The organism is Allobosea sp. TAB14, assembly GCF_052113865.1.
Lineage (GTDB): Bacteria > Pseudomonadota > Alphaproteobacteria > Rhizobiales > Beijerinckiaceae > Allobosea > Allobosea spartocytisi.
Genome location: NZ_JBFRDQ010000238.1, coordinates 1 through 5,868, shown reverse-complemented (window position 1 = coordinate 5,868; position 5,868 = coordinate 1). Strand labels below are relative to the sequence as shown.

The following is a 5,868-nucleotide window of genomic DNA, read 5'->3' as shown; positions in this document are numbered from 1 at the left end:
CGATACGCGCGCCGAGGCCTTAAACGCGAGCGCTGAGGGCGGTTAGCTCAGTCGGTAGAGCGTCTCGTTTACACCGAGAATGTCGGCGGTTCGAGCCCGTCACCGCCCACCATCGCTTGAATCACCACGTCCGGTAAACTCTTCGCTCCGGCTCACGCGGCGTGTTGCGCGGATGTTCTCCCCACGCCCGAGTTGCGCGCCCGATTGCCGGCACGGTTTTCGGACCGTCGCGACCGGCCTTCACAGCATTGTTTTCGATTCGTGTGTTGAACGGCCCGGCCCTACGGGCAAAACCCTGTCGCGTTCAACGGAAATGGATACCGCACATCATGGGATCACTCGATAGCGCTCGCCCCTATGCGCTGACGGCCTTCAGGATCGCGCTCGGCCTCGTCGTCTTCTCATTCGGGACGGCGAAAATCCTGCACCTGCACCCAGGCAACTTCACCCCTCCCGTCGGCTCCCTGCCCTGGATCGCCGGATCGATCGAGCTGATCGCGGGCTTTCTCTTCCTCGTCGGCTTCCAGACGCGCGCCGCCGCGTTCGTGCTCTCCGGCCTGATGGCGGCCGCCTATTTCATCGCGCATTTCCCCAAGAGCTTCTTCCCGACCGAGAACGGCGGCTTCGCCGCCGCCGTCTTCAGTTTCGCCTTCCTGTATTTCGTGACGGCCGGCGGCGGCTATCTGAGCCTCGACCGGGCCTTGCGGACGAAGACGGCCTGACAGGCCGCCCACTGACGAACCGCCAAGCGTGCTTCAACGAAAAAAGCGAGCTTCAAACGAAAAAAGCCGCCGGACCTCTCGGTCCGGCGGCCTCTCATGTCAGACGATGCCTTCACTCAGTGAGCGACGACGCCCGCCGCATCGTCCTCAGTGCCCTTGGGGGGGACGGCATTGACGTCCTCCTCCCAGACGATCGGAACCGGCTGGCGGGTCAGCGCATGCTGGAGCACCTGCTCCATGCGCGAGACCGGGACGATCTCCATGCCGTCCTTCACGGACTTCGGCAGGTCGATCAGGTCCTTGGCGTTCTCCTCGGGGATCAGCACCTTCTTGATGCCGCCCCGCAGAGCCGCCAGCAGCTTCTCCTTCAGCCCGCCGATGGGCAGCACCCTGCCCCGCAGCGTGATCTCGCCGGTCATGGCGACGTCGCGGTTGGTCGGGATGCCGGTCAGGAYCGARACGATGGCGGTGGCCATCGCGATGCCGGCCGACGGCCCGTCCTTCGGGGTCGCCCCCTCCGGAACGTGAACGTGGATGTCGCGCCGGTCGAAGAGCGGCGGCTCGATCCCGAAATCGACGGCCCGCGAGCGGACATAGGACGCCGCCGCCGAGATCGATTCCTTCATCACGTCGCGCAGGTTGCCGGTGACGGTCATGCGGCCCTTGCCGGGCACCATGACGCCCTCGATCGTCAGCAATTCGCCGCCGACCTCGGTCCAGGCCAGACCGGTGACGACACCGACCTGGTTCTCCGTCTCCGCCATGCCGTAGCGATAGCGCGGCGGGCCGAGATATTCCTCGAGCAGCGGCTCGTCGACGACCACCTTCGCCTTCTTGCCGAGCACGATGTCCTTCACGCCCTTGCGGACCGTGTTGGAGATTTCGCGCTCGAGGTTACGGACACCGGCCTCGCGGGTGTAACGCCGCACCAGGGTCTGCAGGGCCTCGTCGGTGATCGACCACTCCTTGCCGTCGAGCCCGTGCTTCTTGATCGCGTTGGCGATCAGGTGCTTGCGCGCGATCTCGGTCTTCTCTTCCTCGGTGTAGCCGGCGATGCGGATCACCTCCATCCGGTCCAGCAGGGCCGGCGGGATGTTCAGCGTGTTCGCCGTCGTCACGAACATCACGTTCGACAGGTCGTAATCGACCTCGAGGTAATGGTCGTTGAAGGTCGAGTTCTGCTCGGGGTCGAGCACCTCCAGCAGGGCCGCCGAGGGATCGCCACGGAAGTCCTGGCCCATCTTGTCGATCTCGTCGAGCAGGATGAGCGGGTTCGAGGTCTTGGCCTTCTTCATCGACTGGATGATCTTGCCGGGCATCGAGCCGATATAGGTGCGGCGGTGACCGCGGATCTCGGCCTCGTCACGCACGCCGCCGAGCGACATGCGCACGAACTCGCGCCCCGTCGCCTTGGCGATCGACTKRCCGAGCGAGGTCTTGCCGACRCCGGGAGGGCCGACGAGGCACAGGATCGGGCCGGCGAGCTTGTTGGCGCGCTGCTGCACGGCGAGATACTCGACGATGCGGTCCTTGACCTTGTCCAGGCCGAAGTGATCGTCGTCCAGCACGAGCTGGGCGGCGTTCAGATCCTTCTTGATCTTCGAGCGCTTGCCCCACGGGATGCCGAGCATCCAGTCGAGATAGTTGCGCACGACGGTCGCCTCCGCGGACATCGGCGACATCTGGCGCAGCTTCTTCAACTCGGCCGTGGCCTTGTCGCGGGCTTCCTTGGTCAGCTTGGTGCGGGCGATGCGCTCTTCCAGCTCGGCCAGCTCGTCACGGCCTTCCTCGCCGTCACCCAGCTCCTTCTGGATCGCCTTCATCTGCTCGTTGAGGTAGTACTCGCGCTGGGTCTTCTCCATCTGGCGCTTGACGCGCGAGCGGATGCGCTTCTCGACCTGAAGCACGGACATCTCGCTCTCCATGAGCGACAGGACCTTCTCCAGACGATGGGCGACGTTGGTGATCTCCAGCACGGCCTGCCGGTCGGCGATCTTGACCGCGAGATGTGAGGCGACCGTGTCGGCGAGCTTGGCAGGCTCGTCGATCTGCGAGACGGCGGCGACGATCTCGCCCGAGATCTTCTTGTTGAGCTTCACATAGCTCTCGAACTCCGAGACGACCGAGCGGGCCAGCGCCTCGATCTCGACCTTCTTGCCCTCTTCCTCGGCAAGGCCCGTGGCCTCGGCCTCGTAGAAGGACTCGGCTGCCGAATAGGAGGAGGCCTTGGCGCGGCCGACACCCTCGACCAACACCTTSACGGTGGAGTCGGGCAGCTTCAGMAGCTGMAGCACGCGGGCRAGCGTGCCGATCTCATAGATCTCGTTGGGCTGCGGGTCATCGTCGCCGGCATTCTTCTGGGTCGCCAGCAGGATGAGCCCGTCCGTCTTCACGACTTCCTCGAGCGCGCGGATGGACTTCTCGCGGCCGACGAAGAGCGGGACGATCATATGGGGGAAAACGACGATATCGCGCAGGGGCAGGACCGGGTAGGTGCCAGTCTCGCCAGAGACGAAGGGAGCGCGGGGCGTCGACGTCATTGACTTATCCTTTGCAGTTGCGCCCGGCGAACCCCCGAGATGGGCGGAACGATCGGACGTTTGCGGCCAGGGGACCATTCGCCCTTCCGCCCTCGCGCATCGCACCCTCATCAGGCATGCGACTCTCGCAAGTGCACCTAAAGTGGAGACTTCCTTTCTGGCTTTCAAGCGAGGCAGCCGGTCTATGCACTGCTGTCCTGCCTGTCGGACATACGAAGAAATCCCTGCCGTTCGGCTTTGAGTTCAGCGTCTCAATTTTCGACCGGCCTGTCGCGGAACGAAACCGCGGCCGGGCCGCATCCCATCAAAACGCAAAACGCGCGCCAAGAGGCGCGCGTCCTGTTGTCGCAATGTTGCGGCGGGCGTCAGGCAGAGGCCGTCTTGTTCTCGTCCTCGCGCTCCGCATAGATGAAGAGCGGACGAGCCTTGTTCTCCACGGCCTCCGGGCCGATGACGACCTGCTCGACGCCTTCCAGCCCCGGCAACTCGTACATGGTCTCGAGCAGGATGCCCTCCATGATCGAGCGCAGGCCGCGGGCGCCGGTCTTCCGCTCGATCGCCTTGCGGGCGATCAGGCTGACGGCCTCGTCGGTGAAGGTGAGCTGGGTGTCCTCCATCTCGAAGAGGCGCTGATACTGCTTCACCAGCGCGTTCTTGGGCTCCGTCAGGATGGTCTTCAGCGCCGGCTCGTCGAGATCCTCCAGCGTCGCCAGCACCGGCAGGCGGCCGACGAATTCCGGGATCAGGCCRAAYTTSAGCAGRTCCTCGGGCTCGACMTCRCGGAAGATCGCGCCGGTRCGGCGGTCGTCCGGRGMCTKSACMWTSGCRCCGAAGCCGATCGAGGTGCCCTTGCCRCGGCTCGAGATGATCTTGTCGAGGCCGGCGAAGGCGCCGCCGCAGATGAACAGGATGTTCGTGGTGTCGACCTGCAGGAATTCCTGCTGCGGATGCTTGCGCCCGCCCTGCGGCGGCACGGAGGCGACGGTGCCTTCCATGATCTTGAGCAGCGCCTGCTGGACGCCCTCGCCCGAAACGTCACGGGTGATCGAGGGATTGTCCGACTTGCGGCTGATCTTGTCGATCTCGTCGATATAGACGATGCCGCGCTGCGCCCGCTCGACATTGTAGTCGGAGGCCTGGAGCAGCTTGAGGATGATGTTCTCGACATCCTCGCCGACATAGCCGGCCTCGGTCAGCGTCGTCGCGTCGGCCATGGTGAAGGGCACGTCGAGGATGCGGGCGAGCGTCTGCGCGAGCAGCGTCTTGCCCGAGCCGGTCGGCCCGATCAGCAGGATGTTCGACTTCGCCAGTTCGACGTCGTTGTGCTTCGTCGCGTGGCTCAGGCGCTTGTAGTGGTTGTGGACCGCCACCGAGAGCACCTTCTTGGCGTGCTCCTGGCCGATGACGTAATCGTCCAGAACCTTGCGGATCTCCTTGGGAGTCGGCACGCCGTCCTTCGACTTCACCAGCGCGGATTTGGATTCCTCGCGGATGATGTCCATGCAGAGCTCGACGCATTCATCGCAGATGAACACGGTCGGGCCCGCGATGAGCTTGCGGACCTCGTGTTGGCTCTTGCCGCAGAAAGAGCAGTACAGCGTGCTCTTCGAGTCGCCGCCGGGCTTGCTAGCCATTGTCCATCTCCAGTTCCGGAGCCCGGGACCACACCAGCCGAGGCAGATGCAACCGTCGTCTCTCCGTCATAAAATAAGCGCTCAGATCACGATGATTAGGTTAACGGCCCGTTCCGATACATCCGGATACGCTGGGTCGATCCAAATCGGATCATGATGAAGCGCCTCGTCCGCTCACCCCGGCCCCATGCAAACACGGGGCCGATCCGCTTTCAATATGGGCCTTCAACCTGCCCACGCCAACCCACAGGATCGGGACCGCTCGTCGCAACCTCACGCGTCCTCGGGCCGCTTCTCGATGACCTTGTCGATCAGGCCGAAATCGCGGGCCTGCTCGGCGGTCATGAAGTTGTCGCGTTCCAGCGCAGCGTGGATGTCCTCGTAGCTGCGGCCCGTGTGCTTCACGTAGATTTCATTGAGCCGCTTCTTCAGGCTCTCGACTTCCTTGGCGTGGATCAGGATATCGGTGACCTGGCCCTGGAAGCCGCCGGAGGGCTGGTGGACCATGATGCGGGCATTCGGCAGGGCAAAGCGCATGTCCTTGGCGCCGGCCGTCAGCAGCAGCGAGCCCATCGAGGCGGCCTGGCCGACGCACAGCGTCGTCACCGGGCAGCGGATGAACTGCATCGTGTCGTAGATCGACAGGCCCGAGGTGACCACGCCGCCGGGCGAGTTGATGTAGAAGGAGATTTCCTTCTTGGGGTTCTCGGCCTCGAGGAAGAGGAGCTGCGCCACGATCAGCGAAGCGGAGAAGTCCTCGACCGGGCCGGTCAGGAAGATGATGCGCTCACGCAGCAGGCGCGAATAGATGTCGAAGGCGCGCTCGCCGCGGCTCGACTGCTCGACCACCATCGGGACGAGATTGTTGTAGGTCTCGATCGGATCGCGAAGCATGGATCAATCCTTGGGAGTAAGCGCCGTATCGGGCGACGAGGTCGAATCGGCAGTGTCTCGGAAGACACTCACATAAGC

At 64.0% G+C, this 5,868-nt stretch carries 4 protein-coding genes and 1 tRNA gene; 2 read left to right on the top strand and 3 right to left on the bottom strand.

The annotated features are described in order from the left end of the window. Positions 1-36 precede the first annotated feature (36 nt). Positions 37-112, top strand: a tRNA-Val gene (locus tag AB4Y99_RS24940). A 214-nt stretch (positions 113-326) separates the two neighbouring features. Then, positions 327-722, top strand: a complete 396-nt coding sequence (locus AB4Y99_RS24935) for a DoxX family protein (protein WP_038368764.1) — start codon at positions 327-329, stop codon at positions 720-722. Between the two features lie 116 nt (positions 723-838). Here AB4Y99_RS24935 and lon read toward each other — a convergent pair whose 3' ends face one another. From lon to AB4Y99_RS24920, 3 genes are all read right to left on the bottom strand, one after another. Further along, a complete protein-coding gene (lon, locus tag AB4Y99_RS24930) occupies positions 839-3,262 on the bottom strand; it encodes an endopeptidase La (protein ID WP_441525204.1) in 2,424 nt (807 codons plus the stop codon). A 365-nt stretch (positions 3,263-3,627) separates the two neighbouring features. Further along, positions 3,628-4,896 carry an ATP-dependent Clp protease ATP-binding subunit ClpX gene (gene clpX, locus AB4Y99_RS24925; protein ID WP_441525203.1) on the bottom strand — a complete coding sequence of 423 codons (1,269 nt, stop codon included), beginning with the start codon at positions 4,894-4,896 and terminating at the stop codon, positions 3,628-3,630. A 273-nt stretch (positions 4,897-5,169) separates the two neighbouring features. After that, a complete protein-coding gene (locus AB4Y99_RS24920; protein WP_038367950.1) occupies positions 5,170-5,790 on the bottom strand; it encodes an ATP-dependent Clp protease proteolytic subunit in 621 nt (206 codons plus the stop codon). Between the last annotated feature and the right edge of the window lie 78 nt (positions 5,791-5,868).

Coding starts and splice junctions, on each gene's coding strand:
- AB4Y99_RS24920 (WP_038367950.1), bottom strand. CDS start 5,790: ATGCTTCGCGATCCGATCGAGACCTACAACAATCTCGTCCCGATGGTG.